General features: G+C 65.0%; 16 protein-coding genes and 1 tRNA gene. 3 read left to right on the top strand and 14 right to left on the bottom strand.

All coding sequences use genetic code 11. From position 1 onward, the window contains the following. Window positions 1-6 precede the first annotated feature (6 nt). Window positions 7-1,395 (top strand): amidase, encoded by a 1,389-nt coding sequence (locus QP803_RS20065; protein ID WP_284945233.1) that lies wholly within the window; start codon window positions 7-9, stop codon window positions 1,393-1,395. On the opposite strand, the gene QP803_RS20070 is transcribed toward QP803_RS20065, so the two are convergent. Then, the gene (locus tag QP803_RS20070; protein ID WP_284945234.1) at window positions 1,383-4,814 is read right to left on the bottom strand and encodes an acyl-[ACP]--phospholipid O-acyltransferase; all 3,432 of its coding nucleotides are present in this window, start codon (window positions 4,812-4,814) and stop codon (window positions 1,383-1,385) included. The genes QP803_RS20065 and QP803_RS20070 overlap by 13 nt on opposite strands. A gap of 237 nt (window positions 4,815-5,051) precedes the next feature. Here QP803_RS20070 and ahcY point away from each other — a divergent pair, with 237 nt between their 5' ends. Beyond that, entirely contained in the window at window positions 5,052-6,371 is a 1,320-nt protein-coding gene (ahcY, locus tag QP803_RS20075; RefSeq protein WP_284945235.1) for an adenosylhomocysteinase, read from the top strand. 89 nt (window positions 6,372-6,460) lie between these two features. Here the strand turns inward: ahcY and QP803_RS20080 are convergent, their stop codons facing one another. The 8 genes from QP803_RS20080 to QP803_RS20115 form a co-directional block, all read right to left on the bottom strand. After that, window positions 6,461-7,012: a Maf family protein gene (locus QP803_RS20080; protein ID WP_284947981.1), complete on the bottom strand. Its 552-nt coding sequence runs from the start codon at window positions 7,010-7,012 to the stop codon at window positions 6,461-6,463. 12 nt (window positions 7,013-7,024) lie between these two features. Beyond that, window positions 7,025-7,243 carry a translation initiation factor IF-1 gene (gene infA / locus QP803_RS20085; RefSeq protein ID WP_284945236.1) on the bottom strand — a complete coding sequence of 73 codons (219 nt, stop codon included), beginning with the start codon at window positions 7,241-7,243 and terminating at the stop codon, window positions 7,025-7,027. 127 nt (window positions 7,244-7,370) lie between these two features. Next, the gene (atzF, locus tag QP803_RS20090; protein ID WP_284945237.1) at window positions 7,371-9,185 is read right to left on the bottom strand and encodes an allophanate hydrolase; all 1,815 of its coding nucleotides are present in this window, start codon (window positions 9,183-9,185) and stop codon (window positions 7,371-7,373) included. Between the two features lie 63 nt (window positions 9,186-9,248). Continuing rightward, window positions 9,249-9,788 carry a translation initiation factor IF-3 gene (gene infC, locus QP803_RS20095; RefSeq protein ID WP_284947982.1) on the bottom strand — a complete coding sequence of 180 codons (540 nt, stop codon included), beginning with the start codon at window positions 9,786-9,788 and terminating at the stop codon, window positions 9,249-9,251. Between the two features lie 135 nt (window positions 9,789-9,923). Further along, window positions 9,924-11,888: a threonine--tRNA ligase gene (gene thrS / locus QP803_RS20100; protein ID WP_284945238.1), complete on the bottom strand. Its 1,965-nt coding sequence runs from the start codon at window positions 11,886-11,888 to the stop codon at window positions 9,924-9,926. Between the two features lie 54 nt (window positions 11,889-11,942). After that, window positions 11,943-13,079, bottom strand: coding sequence for a 5-(carboxyamino)imidazole ribonucleotide synthase (locus QP803_RS20105; RefSeq protein WP_284947983.1), 1,137 nt, complete (start codon window positions 13,077-13,079; stop codon window positions 11,943-11,945). Continuing rightward, window positions 13,079-13,579, bottom strand: a complete 501-nt coding sequence (purE, locus tag QP803_RS20110) for a 5-(carboxyamino)imidazole ribonucleotide mutase (protein ID WP_284947984.1) — start codon at window positions 13,577-13,579, stop codon at window positions 13,079-13,081. The genes QP803_RS20105 and purE overlap by 1 nt, the downstream gene beginning before the upstream one ends. Before the next feature lie 5 nt (window positions 13,580-13,584). Then, entirely contained in the window at window positions 13,585-13,785 is a 201-nt protein-coding gene (locus QP803_RS20115; protein ID WP_284945239.1) for a YdcH family protein, read from the bottom strand. A 193-nt stretch (window positions 13,786-13,978) separates the two neighbouring features. Here QP803_RS20115 and QP803_RS20120 point away from each other — a divergent pair, with 193 nt between their 5' ends. Further along, window positions 13,979-14,155, top strand: a complete 177-nt coding sequence (locus tag QP803_RS20120; protein ID WP_284945240.1) for a YdcH family protein — start codon at window positions 13,979-13,981, stop codon at window positions 14,153-14,155. A 92-nt stretch (window positions 14,156-14,247) separates the two neighbouring features. Here the strand turns inward: QP803_RS20120 and QP803_RS20125 are convergent, their stop codons facing one another. From QP803_RS20125 to QP803_RS20145, 5 genes are all read right to left on the bottom strand, one after another. Continuing rightward, window positions 14,248-14,826, bottom strand: coding sequence for a DUF1013 domain-containing protein (locus QP803_RS20125; protein ID WP_284945241.1), 579 nt, complete (start codon window positions 14,824-14,826; stop codon window positions 14,248-14,250). A 152-nt stretch (window positions 14,827-14,978) separates the two neighbouring features. Beyond that, entirely contained in the window at window positions 14,979-15,551 is a 573-nt protein-coding gene (locus tag QP803_RS20130) for a GNAT family N-acetyltransferase (RefSeq protein WP_284945242.1), read from the bottom strand. Further along, the gene (gene ettA, locus QP803_RS20135) at window positions 15,541-17,220 is read right to left on the bottom strand and encodes an energy-dependent translational throttle protein EttA (protein ID WP_284945243.1); all 1,680 of its coding nucleotides are present in this window, start codon (window positions 17,218-17,220) and stop codon (window positions 15,541-15,543) included. Before ettA ends, QP803_RS20130 begins: the two co-directional genes overlap by 11 nt. 60 nt (window positions 17,221-17,280) lie before the next feature. Beyond that, window positions 17,281-17,353, bottom strand: a tRNA-Ile gene (locus QP803_RS20140). A 144-nt stretch (window positions 17,354-17,497) separates the two neighbouring features. After that, complete coding sequence (locus tag QP803_RS20145; RefSeq protein WP_284945244.1) at window positions 17,498-18,334, bottom strand: YsnF/AvaK domain-containing protein; 837 nt, start codon at window positions 18,332-18,334, stop codon at window positions 17,498-17,500. Between the last annotated feature and the right edge of the window lie 5 nt (window positions 18,335-18,339).

Genomic DNA, 18,339 nt, shown 5'->3' on the forward strand with positions numbered 1-18,339 from the left:
ACGGAATTGCCCAACCCCCTCGCCGATGCCCCGGATCTCTGCCGCCTCGATGCGGCGACACTCGCGCACCTCTATGCCTCGGGCGAGACCTCACCGGTTGCGGTGACGCGGGCGGCACTGGCACGGGCCGAGGAGATTCAGCCCAAGTTCAACGCCTTCGTGCGCATCGAACACCAGATCGCCCTCGCCGCCGCGACGGCCTCCGAAGCGCGCTGGCGGGCTGGCATGCCGCTCGGTCCGCTTGATGGCATGCCGACCACGATCAAGGACATTGTCTGGGTGGCCGGCGGTCGCGCCAGCTACGGGTCCTGCGCACCGCCGACGGAGTGCGTCGAAGATGCGCCCGCCGTCGGCTTGCTGCGCGCGGCAGGTGCCGTCTTCATCGGTCTCACAACGACGCCCGAGTTCGGCTGGAAAGCCCTGACGGACGGTCCGCTGACGGGCATCACGCGCAATCCCTGGAACCCCGCTCTCACGCCCGGCGGCTCCTCCGGCGGCGCCGCCGTAGCGGCCGCGGCCGGCGCCGGCGTCTTCCACCTCGGCAGCGATGGCGGTGGCTCGATCCGTATTCCGGCGGCCTTCACCGGGATCGTCGGCCACAAGCCCACCTTCGGCCGCGTGCCGGCCTATCCCGCCAGTGCCTTCGGCACCGTCGCTCATGTCGGGCCGATGACCCGCACGGTCAATGACGCGCGGCTGATGCTGGACGTGATGTCCGGCCGAGACATGCGCGACTGGTTCCAGAACGTGCTGCCCTTCCCGCCGCTCGATGTGACAGCGACGTTGCACGGTCTGCGCCTCGGTGTTTGGGAGACGCCGCCCAGCGGCACGGTCGAGCCCGCCATCGCCGAGGCTTTTGCCCGGGCCGTCGCGCGTCTCGAAGCCGAGGGCGCGATCGTCACACGCATCGCCCTGCCCGCGGACCCGGATCTGCTCGGCTTGTTCCAGTGCCATTGGTTTGCGGGCGCAGCGGCCCGTTTGGCGATGCTGCCGGAGGCGGCGCTCGCCGGAATCGATCCTGGCTTGCGGGAAATCGCCGCCGAGGGCCGCGCCATCGACGCTGTGACGCTGATCCGCGCCCATAACCGCCGCGCGGCCTTTGGTGCCGCTTTCGATATGCTGCTCGCGGGTTTCGACGCCGTGATCTCACCCGCCTGTGCTGTCTTGCCCTTCGCGGCCGGGGAAGAAGTACCGCCGGGTTCGGGCCTGTCGCGGTGGACGCAATGGGCGGGCTTCAGCTATCCGGTGAACCTCGCCCAGGCGCCGGCCTGCATCATCCGCTCCGAGATTCTGCCCGAAGGTCTGCCCGTCGGCCTGCAGATCATCGGGCCGCGCGGCGAGGACGGTCGGGTCCTCGCCATCGCCGCCGTGTGCGAGGCGCTTTACGCCGGCTGAGCGGCGACGACGGCCAGCTGCTCCGCCATGCGCTGGACAGCGGCAAAATCGAGCTTGCCGGTGCCCAGCAAGGGCACGGTTTCCACCACCCGGACATCGGCCGGCACCATCATCTCGGTCGCCCCCACCCTACGGGCATGGGCGAGAAGCGTGGAGCGATCCGCCCCGGGCTGTTCGGTGAGCAGCACCAGCCGCTCGCCCTTGCGCGCGTCGGGGATAGCGGCGACGCAGCAGATCGCATCAGGCCAGACCTCGGCGACCAGCGCCTCAACGGCGGCGAGGGAGATCATCTCCCCGCCTAGCTTGGCGAAGCGCTTGGCGCGACCCTTGATGCGGAGATAGCCGTCCTCATCGACCGTCGCGATATCGCCGGTATCGTGCCAACCCTCCGGCGGCGGATCGAGCACGCCGGGATTATCGGCGCGCAGATAGCCGAGCATGACATTCGGGCCCCGCACATACAGACGGCCACCTTCGGGGATGCCCGGCACCGGCTCCAGCCGCATCTCAACCCCCGGCATAAGGCGACCGACAGTGCCGAAGCGGTTGAACATCGGGGTATTGAGGGCGAGCACTGGGGCGGTTTCAGTCACGCCATAGCCTTCGAGCAGGCGCAGGCCGAATTTCTCCAAATAGACCGCACGGGTCGCCGCCTTCACCGGCTCGGCGCCGGCAACGACATAGCGCAGCGAGCGGAAATCATAGGGATTTGCGGTGCGCGCATAGCCCGACAGGAAGGTATCCGTGCCGATGATCGCGGTCGCATTGGTGCTGTAGATCAGTTCCGGGATCGCTTTGTAGTGCAGCGGCGAGGGATACATATAGACCGGCACGCCATAGACCAGCGGCAGCGCCATGCCGCAGGTGAGGCCGAAGGAATGGAACATCGGCAGCACGTTGAAGATCTTGTCCTGCCGCCCGTAATCGATCCGCGCCGCGACCTGGGCAATATTGGCCAGCATATTGCGATGGCTGAGCACCACGCCCTTGGGCACGCCCTCCGACCCTGAGGTGAAGACGATCGCTGCCCAGTCTTCCGCACGGCGATGCACCAGCGGCCGGCCGCCTTGCATCATCCCGCGCAGCTTATCCCCCAGGCGGATCGTTTTGCGCATGTCTTCGAGATAGACGAGCTTGAGATGCAGGCCATCGGCCCCTTCGGTCAGCCCCTCCATCAGCCGTTCGAGCTGGCCGCGCTGCACGAAGGCGCGGGAGGTGACGATGGTCGTGACACGGGCGGCGCGACAGGCATTGAGCAGATTGGCCGGGCCCGATGTGAAATTGAGCATCGCCGGCACCCGGCCGGAAGAGATCAGCCCGAGCACCAGCGCCATGGTTGCATTGGCGTTCGGCATCATCACGCCCACGGCCTCACCCGGCTTGGACAGTGGCGCAAGGGCCCGGCCGAGCACGGCCGCGCCGGTCAACAACCGGCGATAGGTCATGGTGCCGGAGGTTAAGTCCTGGGAGCAGATGCGGCTTTTGCCATGCACCTGCGCGGCGGCGGCGATGGCCTGGAACACCGTGACGTCGATCGACGTCGTGCGCCACACCAGGTCGGATAGGATGTCATACAGCGCGATGCCCCCGGCCTCCCGCCGCTTGCGGCCGTGCAGCGTGGGATCAATGTCCGGCCGGACCGGCGGCAAAACCGTGACGGTGACGCGCGGGAACCATCGCCGGCGCACCTGCCCGGGCTGGAGGCGCGAAAAGGGCGTCGCCTCCAGCCCGGCGATGCGGATCGGCACGATGGTCGCGTCCGCCTTGGCGGCGATCAGGGCGGCGCCGTCATAGACCTTCATCAGGCTGCCGGTGACGGTGATGCGGCCTTCCGGGAAGATCACCAGCATCTCCCCGTCCCGCACGGCATGGATCAGCGTTCGGGTGCCGAATGGCCGCAAGGGGTCGAGCGGAATAGCGCGGCCGAGCCGCAGCATGGGCTTCACCCACCATAAGCGAGAGACGGCGGCGTCGATGGCGAAGACCGGTTCGCGTTCCGACAAGGCGAGGATCAGCGCCGCGTCGAGCCAGCTCACATGATTGACCGCGACGACACAGCGCGGGCCGGCGAGGGCGATATTGTCGATCCCCTCGACATCGACACGATAAACGAGCCGGAACAGCAACCAGAGCAGTTCGCGAATCCGGTCGGTCGGCAGCGTCACCAGCATGACGACGGCGGCGATGAGACTGCCGACGCCGAGCGCCGCGAAAAGGGTGGGCGGCGTGGCGCCGTGCTTCTGCGCAAAGGCGACGAGCAGCGCGCCGACGGCCATGGCGGCGGCGGAGATGATATTGACGCCGGCGATGGAGCGGGCGCGACGCTCGGGTCCTGCCCAAGCCTGGACGGCAGCGAAGGTCGGCACCACCAACAAGCCGCCGGCCGCCGAAAGGGCAAGCAGATCCACCAGGATGTGGCGCGTGCCGGGCGGCAGCAGCCGGTCCGGCCCATGCGGGGCCAGGCCATGGGTGACGCGCCAGATATCGATCATGAAGACGCCCATGAGCGCCGTGCCGATCACCGCAGGCAGCAGGGCGATGCGGCCGCCGGCGAGCCAGGCCGCGAGGCCAGAGCCCAGCGCGATGCCGACGGAGAAGACGACCAGCGCGAGGGTCGCGGTCAGTTCGCTGCCCCCCAGCACTTGCTTGACCAAGGCTGGCAGCAGCGACAGGGCGATGGCGCCGACGAGCCAGAACCAGCTCGTGGCGAGGCTGGCGCGCCAGATGCGCCAGTCGGCGCTGAGGTCGCACGCGACCTCCCATGTCGAGGCAAAGACATTCGCCCGCACATGCAGTGCGGGGTCCGCTTCGCCGGTCGGGGGGATGAGACGCGCCGCGCCCCAGGACAGGGCAGCGAAGATCATGACGCCGATGGCGAGTACGAAATGGCCGGATGGGAAGGTCACAGCCAGGCCACCGGCGACCGTGCCGCCGAGGATGGCCAGGAAGGTGGCGCCTTCCACCAGGGCATTGGCGGCGGTCAGCCGATGGCGTGGCAGATGATCCGGCAAGATGCCGTATTTCACCGGGCCGAACAGAGCCGAGATCGTGCCGAAGGTGAATAAGGCCACGAACAGCACCGGAATGCTCTGCATCAGGAAGCCAACCACGGCGATCACCGCCGCCCCGATTTCGGCGAGCTTGAGCCGCTGGGCGAGGAGGGCCTTGTCGAACCGATCGGCGAGTTCGCCGCCCAGGGCCGACAGCAGGAAGAAGGGCGCGATGAAGAAGGCGCCGGCGACTGTCACCAGTGCTGCTGAGGAGTTCGGCGGCCCGACATGGGCGGCGGCCTGCGCGGCGGTTCCCCACAGGATGAGGAACAGTAACGCGTTCTTGAGAAAGTTGTCGTTGAACGCCGAGAAGAACTGGCACCAGAACAAGGGCGCGAAGCGGCGTTCGGTAAGCAGCGGTCTATCCATCGCTGACGTCTCTCTTCCTGGCGCCATTCTTGAAGCGCGCATCGTGGCCGATGAGGTGTTAACGCGCGGGTGGCTTTTCGTCTCCTATAGGTCTTCACCCGGTTGTCGCCAAACGTCGCATGACGATCCAGCGACAGTCACGCGGCAGTGCCGCGCAATCCCTGGTTTCCCTGAAGCCCCGGCTCGGCTATCTCGGACCAGAACGCACCGATCGACACAGCGAGAGCAGGACCCATCATGCCCGATAGCATTACCGTCACCGCCGGCGAGGACTTCAAGGTTCGCGACATCAGCCTCGCCGCCTGGGGCCGCAAGGAAATCTCCATGGCCCAGGACGAGATGCCTGGTCTGATGGCGCTGCGGGCCGAATACGGCACCACGAAGCCGCTGGCCGGCGCCCGCATCGTGGGCTGCCTGCACATGACCATTCAGACCGCCGTGCTGATCGAGACGCTGATCGACCTCGGCGCAACCGTGCGCTGGTCGTCCTGCAATATCTTCTCGACCCAAGATCATGCCGCTGCCGGCATCGCCGCCGCTGGCATTCCCGTCTTCGCCTGGAAGGGCATGAACGAGGAGGAGTTCTGGTGGTGCATCGAGCAGACGGTGCGCGGGCCGGATGGCTGGACCCCGAACATGATCCTCGATGACGGTGGCGATCTCACCGTGTTGATGCACGACAAATACCCCGAGATGCTGGAAGACGTGCGCGGCATTTCCGAGGAAACCACCACCGGCGTTCATCGCCTGTGGGAAATGGCCAAGGCCGGAACGCTGCGCGTGCCCGCCATAAACGTGAACGACAGCGTGACGAAGTCGAAGTTCGACAACCTGTATGGCTGCCGCGAGAGCCTGGTGGACGCCATCCGCCGTGGCACCGATGTCATGATGGCCGGCAAGGTCGCCGTGGTCGCGGGCTTCGGCGATGTCGGCAAGGGCTCCGCCGCCAGCCTGAAGAACGGCGGTTGCCGCGTGCTGGTGACCGAGGCCGATCCCATCTGCGCCTTGCAGGCGGCGATGGAAGGCTATGAGGTCGTGACCATGGAAGATGCCGCCACGCGCGGTGATATCTTCGTGACCGCGACCGGCAATGTCGATGTCATCACCATCGAGCATATGCGCGCCATGAAGAACCGCGCCATCGTCTGCAACATCGGCCATTTCGACAGCGAGATTCAGATCGACTCCCTGCGCAACTATGTCTGGGACAATGTGAAGCCGCAGGTCGACGAAGTCGTCTTCCCAGACGGCAAGCGCCTGATTCTGCTCAGCGAAGGCCGCCTCGTGAACCTCGGCAATGCGACCGGCCATCCGAGCTTCGTGATGAGCGCGTCCTTCACCAACCAGGTGCTGGCGCAGATCGAGCTGTGGACTGCCAAGCCGGGCACCTATGAGAAGCGCGTCTACACGCTTCCGAAGCTGCTGGACGAGAAGGTTGCGGCGCTGCATCTCGCCAAGGTCGGCGCGGCGCTGACGAAGCTGACGCCGAAGCAGGCCGAGTATATCGGCGCCGCCGGCGTCAACGGGCCGTTCAAGCACGACCTGTATCGGTACTAGGGTTTTTGGCGGATAGCGCTTCGCTCATCCGCCCTACGAGGTTGCGGCCTTCGTAGGGTGGATGAGCGCAGCGCTATCCACCTGCGACGCTAGGTCCCGTCCCGTAAAAGCTGTGCCGTTTCGAACAACGGCAAACCGACGACGCCGGAATAACTGCCGGATATGAATCGGATGAAGCGCGCGGCCTCGCCTTGAATGGCGTAGCCACCCGCCTTTCCCCGCCACTCCCCACACGCAATATAGCCATCGATGTCCGCCGCCGTCAGGCGCGTGAAGGTCACGACGCTTTCGACCAGGCGCTCCTTCGGGTGGAGACTGCCATCCGCGAGGACGACGGCCGTGTAGACCCGATGGCGGCGGCCCGACAGGATATCGAGGCAAGCGCGCGCCTCGGCTTCGGTTTCGGTCTTGGGGAGGATGCGCCGCCCGACGGCGACCACGGTATCGGCGGCCAGAACCAGCGGCGCCGAAACGGCTGCGGCCTTGGCCAGGGCGATACGACGCGCATAATCGCGCGGCAGCTCTAACCGCCGCGGCGTTTCATCGACATCGGGGGCGACGATGCGGTCCGGGGTGATTCCGATTTGCGCCAGAAGCTCACGGCGGCGGGGACTGGCGGAGGCCAGAACCAGGCCGTGGATGGACAAAGGCTTCTACTTGAACCGGAAGGTGATGCGACCTTTAGACAGGTCGTACGGGGTCATTTCGACGTTTACCCGGTCACCCGCGAGAACGCGGATGCGGTTCTTGCGCATCTTGCCGCTGGTATGCGCCAGGATCACATGGTCATTGTCGAGCTTCACACGAAACATCGCATTGGGCAGAAGCTCTGCCACCATGCCGCTGAATTCGATCATGTCTTCTTTGGACAAACGGGATCGTTCCTTAAAATCGATAGGATTACAGGCGGTAAATGGCCGCCCGAGGCCTCTTGGTCAAGCGTTGGACGCCGCCATGCTGGGCCGCCCCGCAGGCGGGGCTGAATCGGGATCGTACCGATTACCCGCCAAGCGACTGCAAATACGCCGGCCAGAAGCCGAATGCGCTGACATCGGGCGCCTGCTCGACCATCGCCGCACCCTCGCAGATGAAGCCGAACGCTGTCTCGCCATCCTCCAACTGAACGCGCCCGAGGCCGAGCGGCCGGCCGATCGTCGCTAGAAAGGCAGCGAGCGCGCTGGTCGGTACGGCCCATATCTCGCCCTGGATGGCGGTGCCGCCGGGGCCGACATCGATCAGGCCGGGCCGCAGCACGGGGCCGGGAAGGGCAACCATCCGGTAGATGGCCGCGGTAAGGCAGTCACTGCGACGCTGCCCGCCCAGGGCACAAAGCTGCGGGTTGAGCGCGCCGCCGGTCAAATGGGCGCCAAAGACTGCGAGATCGATGGTGGGATAGACCGCCGGTGCGGCGCTTACGGTGACGCTCGGCTGCGCGAGCCCCGTCGCGCCCATCGGGCCGCCGGCCGCTTGATGCATGCGTTGCGCGAAGGCCGCGAGCTTGGCGTCATGCCAAGCCGGGCCGATCAGTGTCACGCCCACCGGAAAGCCATTGCTCTTGAAGCCACTTGGCACCGCGATCGCCGAGAGATCGAGCAGATTGGTGAAGTTGGTGTAGTAGCCGAGGTCGGTATTGCGGGCGATGGGCTCGGCGTCGAGTTGCGCCAGGCTGAAGGCGGTGCCGGTGGTCGGCACGAGCAGGAAATCGGCCTCGGCCCAAAGCGGCCGAATGGTCTGGGTCAGCGCCTGCAAGCGATACTGAGCCTCGAAAATCTCCACTGCCGTGGCGGCCACACCGCGCTCGACCACCATGCGCGTGATGGGATGAAGCACATCGGGTTCGGTCGCCAGCAGCGGGCCGATGGCGGCGGTGCGCTCAGCGGTCCAGGGTCCATACAGAAGATTGGCGGTCTCGACCCAGGGCGCGAAATCGATGTCGATGCGCGTGCCACCCAAAGCCTCTGCGCGGGCGACGGCTTCGGCAAAGAGCGTCTGCGCCTCGACATCCCCGAAGAATTCGCGTTCGCCCTCATGCGGTACGGCGAATGTGAAATGGGGCGCGGTGGTGGAAAGGGCCGCGCGAAAACCGGCGGGCGCTTCCCGCGCATAGGGGTCTGCGGCGTCGAAGCCGCTGGCGACGTCGAGCACGGCGACTGCGTCCGGCACCGTCAGGGCGAAGATGGAGATGCAGTCGATGGACCGGCAGGCTGGCACCAAGCCCCGATTGCTGAGCAGGCCGCGCGTCGGCTTCAGGCCGACGAGGTTGTTGAAGGCGGCGGGCACACGGCCTGACCCTGCCGTGTCGGTGCCGAGGGCGAAGCTCACCAGCCCTCCAGCGACGGCGACGGCCGAGCCCGCGCTCGATCCGCCCGGCACCATGGTGGCGTCGAAGGTATTGCGGGGAATGCCGTACGGCGAGCGGACGCCGACGAGGCCCGTCGCGAATTGATCGAGATTGGTTTTGCCGATGACGATGGCGCCGGCGGTAATCAGCCGTTCGACGACGGACGCGGACTGGGTCGGGTGATAGGCGAAGGCGGGGCAGGCGGCGGTGGTCGGAAGGCCGGCAACGTCGATGTTGTCCTTCACCGCGAAGGGAATGCCGTACAGCGGCAGGGACTCGCGCTCGCCCGCGCGGGCCGTCAGCGCGCGGGCCGCGATGATCAGGTCTTCGTCGGTATGGCGAGATATCCAGATCGCGTCATCGGTCGAGGCCGTAAGGCGGCGCAGCACCTCGTCCATGACCGTACTCGGCGTCGCGTCGCCCGAGGCATAGGCGGCGTGGAGGGTGGAAAAGTCCAAACTCAATGCAGTCATGGTCGACCCCGATCACGCAGACGAGGCCGACCCTACTCGAACGCAGCCAGCGGAAACAGCGCCTTAGCGCGGCGTAAGTACCATCACCATCTGGCGGTTTTCCATGCGCGGCATCTGCTCCACCTTGGTCTCGGTCTCCATGTCCGTGCGGATACGCTCCAACACTTTCACGCCGATATCCTGATGGGCCATTTCACGACCACGGAAACGCAGAGTGACCTTCACCTTGTCGCCCTCATCAATGAAGGACTTCATGGCGCGAAGCTTCACCTGATAGTCGTTCTCGTCAATATTCGGTCGCACCTTGATCTCTTTGATCTCGATGACTTTTTGCTTCTTCTTGGCTTCGTTCTTCTTTTTTTGCTGTTCATATTTGAACTTGCCGAAGTCCAGAATCTTCACGACCGGTGGGTCAGCGTTCGGGCTGATTTCAAGCAAGTCGAGACCAACCTGGAAGGCGCGCTGAAGCGCTTCGCGCCCCGTCATGACGCCGGCCATTTCGCCGTCTTGATCGATCAGACGTACCTGGGCAGACCGGATTTCCTCATTCACACGCGGGCCATCGCCACGCGAGGGAAGTGCAGATTGGGGTGGTCTAGGGATGGAGATCTCCTGTGGCAGTTGCGGAAGTGTCGAAAGGGCGGTGCGGTTGCCATTCCCATAGCCGGAACGCAACCGCAACCACCCAACAGAAAGCAATATCGTGGAATGCACCCCTTCTTCGCAAGGGGCGCGTGATCAAGCCTGCGTTGTTACCCCGGACTTGGTCTCAACACGTGGTCTCAAATCCGGCGCCAAAGCTTCGGCCGCCAGAAGCGCGATAGCCTCATCCAAGCCCACAACCTCCTGCTTTTCCGAGCCAAGGCGCCGCAGACTGAGGGTGCGTATCTCCGCCTCCCGCCGCCCCACGACAGCGATCACGGGAACGTGCGCGAGACTATGCTCCCGCACCTTGGCATTGATCTTCTCGTTGCGCAGGTCGGTGGCAACGTTCAGGCCTGCCGCGCGCATCAGGGCCGCGACCTCCTCGGCATAGTCATTTGCGTCGGAGACGATCGGCGCGACCACGACCTGCACAGGCGCGAGCCAGAGCGGGAAGCGACCGGCATATTGCTCGATCAGGATGCCCAGGAAGCGCTCGAAGCTGCCGAGAATGGCCCGGTGCAGCATCACCGGGCGATGCTTGGCGCCATCTTCGCCGACATATTCGGCACCCAAGCGCTCGGGCAGAATGTAATCGACCTGCAAGGTGCCGCATTGCCATTCCCGGCCGATGGCATCACGCAGTACGAATTCTAGCTTGGGGCCGTAGAAGGCGCCCTCCCCCGGATTTTCCGTGTATTCCACGCCGGCTTCGGCACAGGCTTCGTGCAGGGCCTTTTCCGAACGATCCCAATCTGCATCGGTGCCGGCGCGCGCATCCGGCCGATCGGAGAAGCGCACCTTGAAATCGGGGAAGCCCAGATCGGCATAGACTGAGCCGAGGAGGCGCACGAAGCGCACCGTCTCGGCGCCGATCTGGTCGTCGGTGCAAAAGATATGCGCGTCGTCCTGCGTGAAGGCGCGCACGCGCATGATGCCGTGCAGCGCGCCGGACGGCTCATAGCGGTGGCAGGACCCGAACTCCGCCATGCGCCAGGGCAGCTCCCGATAGGAGCGCAGGCCCTGGTTGAAGATCTGGACATGGCAGGGGCAGTTCATCGGCTTCAGGGCGAGGACGACATCCGGCTCCTCATCCACCGTCGCGATGAACATATGCTCGCGATATTTCTCCCAATGGCCGGAGGCTTCCCAGAGCGAGCGATCGACGAGCTGCGGGGTTCGCACTTCGTCATAACCGGCGGCATCCTGGCGCCGCTGCATATAGGCCTGCAGCGTGCGATACAGGCGCCAACCTTTGGGATGCCAGAAGACACCGCCCTGCGCCTCGGGCTGGAGGTGGAACAGGTCCATCGACTTGCCGATGCGGCGATGGTCGCGGCGCTCGGCCTCCTCCAATTGCAGGAGATGGGCGTCGAGTTCCTTCTGGTCGCGCCAGGCGGTGCCGTAGATGCGGCTGAGCATGGCGTTGCGATGATCGCCGCGCCAATAGGCGCCGGCCACCTTGAGCAGCTTGAAGCCCTGGCCGACATCGCCGGTGCCGCGCATATGCGGGCCACGGCATAGGTCGATCCAATCGCCCTGGCGATACATCGTAATCGTCTCGGTGATCGGCAGATCCTGGATCAACTCGGCCTTGTAGCGCTCGCCCTTGGCCTGGAAGAAGGCAATGGCGTCGTCGCGGTCCCAGACTTCGCGGCTGAAGGGCGCGTTGGCGGCAATGATCTCGCGCATCCGCGCTTCGATCGCCGGCAGGTCTTCCAGCGTGAAGGGCTCGTTGCGGGCGAAATCGTAATAGAATCCGTTCTCGATCGAGGGGCCGATGGTCACCTGGGTGCCGGGGAACAGGGATTGCACGGCCTCGGCCAACACATGGGCGGTGTCGTGGCGGATCAGCTCCAGCGCATCGGAATCCTTGCGGGTGACGAAGGTCACCGCAGCATCGGTGTCGATGACGCGTGACAGATCGACGAGCTTGCCGTCGAGCTTCATGGCGAGGGCTGCGCGGGCAAGACCCGGGCCGATATCGGCGGCCACCGTCGTGCCCGTGACGGGACCCGCGAAGTGTCGCACGGAGCCGTCAGGCAGGGTGATGGCGGGCATGGCAATTCTCTCGCTTATGGACAAAACCGCAAAAGGCGGGCGGTTTCTATGGCCTTATGCCGACAGGGCCGCAACCCCAAGCGGTCCCAAGGCGTCCGCAATGCCGAAGGCGCCGGGCAAGGCGCCGCGCGGAAACAACCGCGTCACATGACCCATCTTGCGGCCGATACGGGCGTCGGTCTTGCCGTAATGGTGGGGAATGAGGCCCGGTATGGCGAGAATCTCGGGCCATCTGGCAATGTCGTCCGGTCCGATGAGGTTTTTCATTACCGCATCGGAATGGCGCGTGGCGGGCGGCAGCGGCAGGCCGGCGACAGCACGGATATGCATCTCGAACTGGCTCGCGGGGCAGGCATCAATCGTCCAATGGCCGGAATTATGCGGCCGGGGTGCGATTTCGTTTACGCGCAGGCTGCCGTCCCGATCGACGAACATCTCGACCGCCAGTAGGCCGATGAGACCCAGCGCCTCCGCCACTTGGCGTCCGAGCGCCTGGGCACGCTCGGCGATTTCCTCCGGAATGCGCGCGGGGGCGAGCGTGATGTCGAGGATGCCGTGGACGTGCTGGTTCTCGACCGTGTCGAAACAGACGACGGTCCCATCCGCGCCGCGCGCGACGACGACGCTGACTTCGCAGGCGAAATCGACGAATCCTTCCAGCACCAGCGGCTTCGGGTCCAGGCTGGCGAAGGCTTCCCGCGCCGCCTCGACGGTCGCGACCCGCGCTTGGCCGCGCCCGTCATAGCCCAGTCGGGCGGTCTTCAGGATTGCCGGCAGGCCGATTGTTGCGATCGCTGCGTCCAGGCTGGCGGCGTCCTCGACCAAAGCCCAGGTCGCGGTCGGCACGCCGGCGCCGTTGAGGAAGGTCTTTTCGGCGATGCGGTCCTGGCTGATGCCGAGGATCGCAGGTGAGGGATGCACCGGCTTGAGCCCGGCCAGAAGATCGAGGCCGGCGGCGCTCACATTCTCGAACTCGAAGGTGATGACATCGACGGCGGCGGCGAAGGCGCGCAGCGCCAAAGGGTCGTCATAATCGCCGATGGTGACGGCTGCCGCGACCTGGGCCGCCGGACCATCCGCCTCATTCGTCAGGATATGGGCGCGGTAGCCGAGGCGGGCGGCGGCCATGGCCGACATCCGCCCGAGCTGCCCACCACCGACGATGCCGATCGTGCTGCCCGGCGGCAGCATCAACCGGGCTCGTCTTGCGGGACGTCGGCTACGGCTTCGGTCTGCGCCGCGCGCCAAGCGTCCAGCCGGTCCGACAGGTCGCTATCCGTGAGGGCCAGGATCGCGGCGGCGGTGAGGCCGGCATTGATGGCACCGGCACGGCCGATGGCAAAGGTCGCGACCGGCACGCCGCCAGGCATCTGGACGATGGACAGCAAGCTGTCCATGCCCTTCAGCGCTTGGCTTTCGATCGGCACGCCGAGCACTGGCAGGACCGTCCAGGCCGCGCACATACCGGGCAGATGGGCGGCGCCGCCGGCGCCCGCGACGATCACCTTCAACCCTCTACCGCGCGCAGTGCGGGCGTAATCCGACAGGCGATCCGGCGTGCGATGGGCGGAGATGATCCGCGTTTCATAGGGAACGCCGAGCGCCGTCATGGTTTCGGCGGCATGACGCATCGTCGGCCAATCGGACTGGCTGCCCATAATCAGGCCGACCAGGGGCGCTGCGGCAGGCATGGCCGTCACGCGATGCTGTCGGGGATGAGCAGGCTTTCCATGCGGGAAATTTCGTCCTTGAGCACAAGCTTGCGCTTCTTCAGGCGCTGCATGCCGAGCTGGTCATGCGCGCCGTCCCCGAGCCGGATGATGACAGTGTCAAGATCCCGATGCTCGCTACGAAGCTCATGCAGTCGGCGCAGCAAAGAATCACGATCGGAGAGCATGTGTGGTGCTTAACATGGGGAGTACGCGGGTCATACCCTCATGGGGCGCTCCGGTGCAATCGCGATTCCGTGACCGAAACTGTTGTGGCATCGCCGGGCGCGATAGGCGTAGCGTAATGGAACTGCCGCGCGATCGTCACAATCGAGGTCCGCAGGCAGGCTGCGACTCTGGACGCCTCACAAAGGACATCCCATGAATCTGCAAGCCCGTATCGACACCCTCAAGGACCGTCACGCCAGCCTGGATGCGCGCCTCGCCTCCGAGGACAAGCGCCCTGCGCCAGACAGCGACACGCTGGCACTGCTGAAGCGGGAAAAGCTGCGATTGAAGGAAGAAATGGCGCGATTGGCGACCAGCGCCACGCATTAGGGACGGGTTTGGGCGATCGGTCTAGAATTCGTCATCCCCGGGCTTGACCCGGGGATCACGGTGGGCGGCTGGGTCGTTGCGCGTTGGTGGTGCTAGCTCATGTCCTGGGTTTCGAGGACCGGAGGCGGCGGCACGGCGCGGCCTTCCTTCACCAGACGTTCATTGGATTGCGCCACCGCTTCGTTGAGGTCGCTCTGCTTGCAAAGGCCCAAAATCACCGGGTCGCGCGGCTTGATGTTCGGGCTGTTCCAATGGTTGCGGTCTCGCACCTTCTGGATGGTCTCTTTCGTCGTACCCAGCAGCTTCGACAGCTGAATCTCGGTCAATTGCGGGAAATTGCGCAATAGAAACGCGATTGCGTCCGGGCGGTCGTTGCGCTTGGCGACCGGCGTGTAGCGCCCGCCACGGGACTTCTTCGGCGGCGGATTGCTGCTGACCATCAGGCGAAGGCGGCCGTTCGGATCCGCCTCACAGCGCTGGATGTCCTCGGCCGTCACCTGGCTATTCGCAACCGGATCGTAGCCCATGATCCCTTGCGCGACTTCACCATCGGCGATGGCCTGGATCTCCAGCGGATGCATGCCGCAGAAATCGGCGACCTGTTCGAAGGTCAGGGCGGTTTTATCGATCAGCCAGACGGCAGTGGCTTTAGGCATCAAGGGCAGTGTCATTGTCGAAGCACCTGTTGTCACCCGCGGACAGCGGATGGACGGAAGCAGTTCATGTCCGGATCTCTAAGGATATGGACGCCCCCCCCCGGACCGGTCAAGTCTGGCACGAGTGTTGGGAAAGAGGGGCAGGGCCTTGAAAATACCCGGCCAATCTAAGACGTGGGGGCCACCGCAGCGTCGCTGACATAGAAGATCATGCGGTAGCCATCGCGCTCGAAGGCCGAGGCCGGTTCCTCCCGCATGCCAATTCCCGCTAGCAGCATACGGGAGGCGTCATTATTTTCCCGAGCGACGGCGATGACTCGGGGCAGATGCACGGTTTCATGCGCGAACCGGAGCGCGGCGACCGCCGCCTCCCGCGCCAGGCCATGGCCGCGCGCCTCGGGCCAGAAGGCGAACCGCAGCGCCATGCCGCGGCCGTCCTTGCGGCTGACGATGCCGGCAATGCCGAGGAAACCCTCGGTGTCAGCATCGCGCGCCGTCCACATACCGACGCCGTTGGCACCCCAAAAACGGATGTCATAGGCGAGTTCATCCGCCGACTGCTGCTCGTTGCGGACGCCGCCGAGCATCATGGCGAAGGCGCGCGGGTCGGCCTTCAGGGCCGCGATCTCCGGCCCGTCCCAGCCCGCCACCGGGCGCATGATCATGCGCCCGGTACGGAGGACCCAGGCCGGATTCCACCAATCGGGATGGTTCAGCGGAACGGCTCCGTCAGCGGGCAAGCGGCCGATACTTGATGCGGTGGGGCTCTGTCGCATGCGCGCCCAGGCGGCGGCGCTTGTCCGCCTCGTAGTCCTGGAAGTTGCCCTCGAACCATTCGACCTTGCTGTCACCCTCGAAGGCTAGGATATGCGTCGCCAGGCGATCGAGGAACCAACGGTCATGGCTGATGATGACCGCGCAGCCCGGAAATTCGACCAGCGCATCCTCCAAGGCCCGCAAGGTATCGATGTCGAGATCGTTCGTCGGCTCATCGAGCAGGATGACATTGGCTTCGGTGCGCAGCATTTTCGCGAGGTGAACGCGGTTGCGCTCACCGCCCGACAGGATGCCGACCTTCTTCTGCTGGTCGGAGCCTTTGAAGTTGAAGGCGCCGACATAGGCGCGCGACTGCACGGTGCGCTTGCCGAGATGGATGACATCGGTGCCGCCCGAGATTTCCTGCCAGACCGACTTCTCGGGATCGAGCGTGTCGCGGGACTGATCGACATAGCCGAGCTTTACGGTATCGCCGATCTTGAGCTCGCCGGCATCCGGCGTTTCCTGCCCGAGAATCATGCGGAACAGCGTGGTCTTGCCGGCGCCATTGGCCCCGATGATGCCGACAATTCCGCCGGGCGGCAGCTTGAAGTCCAGATCGTCGATCAGCAGGCGATTGCCGAAGGACTTCCGCAGCTTGTCCGCTTCGATGACTATGCCACCCAGGCGCGGCCCGGGCGGAATGATGATTTCCGCCACGCCCGTGACCCGCTCCAGGCTTTCCTGCTGCATTTCCTCATAGCGCTTGATGCGCGCCTGGCTTTTCGCCTGGCGGGCGCGCGGGGAGGAGGCGATCCATTCTTCCTCGGCGGCGAGCGCCTTCTGGCGGGAGCTTTCCTCTTTCTCCTCCTGCTGGAGGCGCTTGCGCTTCTGGCTCAGCCAGGACGAGTAGTTGCCCTCGAACGGGTAGCCACGGCCGCGCTCGATCTCCAGAATCCAGTTGGTGACATTGTCCAGGAAGTAGCGGTCATGGGTGATGATCATCACCGTGCCGGTAAATTCCCGCAGCGTATGCTCCAGCCAGGCCACGCTTTCGGCGTCCAGATGGTTGGTTGGCTCATCGAGCAGCAGCAGATCCGGCTTTTCCAGCAGCAGCCGGCACAGCGCCACGCGGCGGCGCTCACCGCCCGACAGCTTCGTGACATCGGATTCCGGCGGCGGGCAGCGCAGTGCATCGAGCGCGATGTCGATCTTGCGATCCATCTCCCACCCATCGCCGGCGTCGATCTTTTCCTGAAGCTCGGCCTGCTCGGCGAGGAGGGTGTTCATCTCCTCATCCTCCATCGGCTCCATGAACCGCTCGGAGATGGCGTTGAAGCGATCCAGCGCCGCCTTCACCTCGGCGAAAGCCTCGGCCACGTTCCCGCCCACGGTCTTGGTGGGATCGAGTTCCGGCTCCTGCTGCAAATAGCCGATGCGCACGCCATCGGCGGCCCAAGCCTCGCCACCGAATTCCTTATCGATCCCGGCCATGATCTTGAGGAGCGTCGATTTGCCCGCGCCGTTCACGCCAAGAACGCCGATCTTCACGCCCGGCAGGAAGGAGAGGGTGATGCCTTTGAACACCTCGCGCCCGCCCGGATAGGCCTTGGTGACGTCTTTCATCACGTAGGTGTATTGATAATTGGCCATGGTGATGCTCCGAATGCGCGCGCTTATCGTGCTCTATTGAATGTGGCGGTGGGGGGCAACTGCGCCTGGCAGGAATCGAACCCGCAACCAAGCCGTTATGAGCGGCCCGCTCTAACCGTTGAGCTACAGGCGCAGAACCCCGGATATCCCGCAGCCGCCCCTGCTTGGCAAGTATAGGCTGGGATCAGGACATGGCAAAGCCCGCCGGGTCTCCCCGACGGGCTTTGTAGCATTCAAATGATCACGCTCGGCGGCAGCTGCGCCTCCACGTCAGGCTTTAGGGGACGCGGTTGGTCGGCGTCACGACATCGCCGGCCTTGGTGATCTCGACCTCGTCACGGCGCAGCGTCTCATGCACCGTCTCGACGCGATCTTCGACCGTCTTGCCGACCACAACCTCTTCCACGACATGCGCGGTCTTGGCGATAACCGCCTCCTCCGCCGTCTCCGTCACTTCGATGGTCTTGTCGGTAAAGGCGCCAACGGTGCTGGCACCCGTCGCCGGGCGGCGATAGACGTTCACCGTCTCATTGCGAAGGGTGATCTGCTCTTCCACCGGACGCTCGACGACGTAGCGGCGAATGCGCGTGGTGCCGCGATCGATCTGGCGCTTGCCGATTTCGAGCTGCTCTTCCGACAGGGCGAGCACTTCCTCGTTCCCGCCGGGGTGGGCGGCCATCGTGTCATGGCCAAGTGGCGCCGTCTCCACCGGGTGCGTATACGCTGCGTCCGACACGACTGCGTTGTCCGTGCCGTAATGGTCATGCCGCTCGGTCAAATCCACCGGGCTGTGGCTTTCCAGGATTGCGGTGATGGTGTCGATCTTCATCTCGTCCGTGACCACGGTCACGACCGTGCTGCCGCTTTCGATGGAACGGTCATACAGGGCGTGATGCGTGTCGTCCGTGCCTTCGCCCGTCAGCCAGGCCCAAAAGCCGCCGGTCTTGTGCGGCTCGCTCTCGACTGCGATATCACGCGTATCATTGAGATACCCGGTGTCCTTTGAATGCTGTTCGATGGCGCTGGCAGGGATGCCGGCATCATGCAGGTCCGAGACGGCGGCACTGGCATCGGCGGCATTATCGTAGATCGCCACGATGGTTTCACTGGCCATGCTTC

This window comes from Acidisoma sp. PAMC 29798, assembly GCF_030252425.1.
Taxonomy (GTDB): domain Bacteria; phylum Pseudomonadota; class Alphaproteobacteria; order Acetobacterales; family Acetobacteraceae; genus Acidisoma; species Acidisoma cladoniae.